We start from the raw sequence: 2239 nt of genomic DNA, 5'->3' as shown, positions 1-2239 counted from the left end.
GCAAGGGCCTGCTGCTGGCGCCGCGCGTCCCGGTGCCGCCGGAGCTGGCGTTCCCGCGCGGCCTGGCCGCCGGGCTGCTCACGGCGAACGCGCTGGGGCTGCTGATCTCCGACGTCCAGGTGCTGGCCGACCAGCTCGACCTGGAGGCCGAGAAGGACTACCTGGCCCGGGAGTCGTTCGCGAACCCGGCGAAGGCGCTCGCGCTGCGCGTGGCCGACCGGGTGCCGCTGCTGTGGGGGCTGGACCCGGTCGCGGTCGCGGTCGGTGAGCACGCGGCGCACGCGTTCGCCGCGCACGCGGCCATGGTCTGCGACGTCGAGGACTATCGTCAGGCCCTGGCGCGGCCCGCATTGCGGCGGGCGGCGCAATCGGGGGGCTCCGAGCGTGACATCTTCGCCGACCCGGACGATCCCTCTGGTGACATCCCCACCCGGGTGCTGCTGCTCTCGGTGCGCACCGGTCCGGCGACGGACGCGGCGCGCTACCAGGCCGAGGACCTGCTGCCGGGTGCGGACGTCATCGCCCCGGCCGAGGAGATCGAGGCCGACGAAATCGTGCGGGCCGCGGTGCTGGCGCTGCGGTTCGAACTGGCGGCGGTCTATCTCGGGCTGGCGGCGGGCAGCATCGGCGGCGCAGGCCGCTACGCGCCCGCGACGGCGTGAGACCCGCCGAGCACCGGCCCATGCCGGTGCCGAAGGAGTGGAGTTGAGGTGACAGTGGAGCTGCTGCGCAACGCGGTGCGGCCCTACGCCTGGGGATCGCGGACGGCGATCCCCGAGCTGCTGGGCCGCCCGGTCCCCGCGCCGCACCCCGAGGCCGAGCTGTGGATGGGTGCCCACCCGGGCGACCCGTCGCACGTCATCGGCCCGGACGGCACCGAGCGAAGCCTGCTGGAGCTGGTGGACGCCGACCCGGTGACGCAGCTCGGCGAGAAGTGCGCGAAGCGGTGGGGCGGCCGGCTCCCGTTCCTGTTGAAGATCCTCGCGGCGGAGGAACCGCTGTCGATGCAGGCGCACCCGTCGGCGGCGCAGGCCGCGGAGGGGCACGCCCGCGAGGAGCAGCTGGGCATCCCACGCGACGCGGCGAACCGCAACTACCCGGACCCGACGGCGAAGCCGGAGCTGGTCTGCGCGCTGACGGAGTTCCACGCGCTGGCCGGCTTCCGCGCCCCGGACCGCACGGTGAAGCTGCTCAAGGCGATCGAGACGCCAGGGCTGGCGAAGTACACCGGGCTGATCGAGGCGCAGCCGGACCCTTCGGGGCTGCGCGCGCTGTTCACGACGTGGATCACACTGCCGCAGTCCGCGCTGGACTCGCTGCTGCCGGAGGTGCTCGACTCGTGCGTCCGGCACGTCCAGGAGCACGGCGAGTTCGCGGTCGAGTGCCGGACGATCCTGGAGCTGGGCGAAGCGCACCCGCGCGACGCGGGCGTGCTGGCGGCGTTGTTGCTGAACCGGCTGACGCTGCGCGCGGGCGAGGCGATCTACCTGCCGGCGGGGAACCTGCACCTGTACCTGCACGGCACGGCCGTGGAGATCCTGGCGAACTCGGACAACATCCTGCGCTGCGGTCTGACGCCGAAGCACGTGGACGTCCCGGAGCTGCTGCGCGTGGTCGACTTCGCGTGCGGCGAGATGCCGGTCCAGTGCGGCGACAGCGGCGAGCGGTTGTCGGTGTACCGCACGGACGCGCCGGAGTTCGAGCTGTCGCGCGTCGAGTGGGCTGCCGGGCAGGACGACGAGATCTCGGTCGACAGCGTCGGCCCGCAGATCCTGCTGTGCACGGCGGGTGACCTGCTGGTGACGGCGGACGACGGCGAGAAGGTCGAGCTGCGGCGCGGCCAGTCGGTGTGGCTCCCGGCAGCGGACCCGCCGGTCCGCGTGCGCCCACTGGACGGCGCGCGTGCGCAGCTGTTCCGCGCGACGGCGGGGACCTGCGAAGACTGAGGACGGATTGCGGTTCGGCGGGGGCTCTTCGGGGCCCCCGCTGTTTTGTGTGCGTTCCGTGTGGCGGCGTGAGCGAGTATCGACTCAACGGGGGGACCCTGGTGCGGTGGCGCGCGCTGCCGGTCCGCTGGGGGTGGCGCCGGTCGGGTTTCCCGCCCGGCGCCCATGGGCCTGACGGTGGTGCCGCGAGGGGGCGGCACCACCGGGCCGGGGGACGCGCAGCCGAGCCGGGGAGGACTCGGGGGCGCGATCTTGAGGGGGCGGGTCGCCTGGGCGCCCGGCGGTGCTGCCGG

General features: G+C 74.1%; 1 protein-coding gene and 1 pseudogene. Both read left to right on the top strand.

The window, feature by feature from the left end:
* A pseudogene (locus tag G3I65_RS14460) lies at window positions 1-662 on the top strand (hypothetical protein); the annotation flags it as partial.
* 54 nt (window positions 663-716) lie between these two features.
* Window positions 717-1946, top strand: coding sequence for a mannose-6-phosphate isomerase, class I (gene manA, locus G3I65_RS14455; protein ID WP_160696570.1), 1230 nt, complete (start codon window positions 717-719; stop codon window positions 1944-1946).
* Window positions 1947-2239: the final 293 nt, after the last annotated feature.

It is taken from the genome of Amycolatopsis sp. SID8362, assembly GCF_010550475.1.
GTDB classification, from domain to species: domain Bacteria; phylum Actinomycetota; class Actinomycetes; order Mycobacteriales; family Pseudonocardiaceae; genus Amycolatopsis; species Amycolatopsis eburnea.
This window is presented reverse-complemented; position numbering and strand designations above follow the sequence as displayed.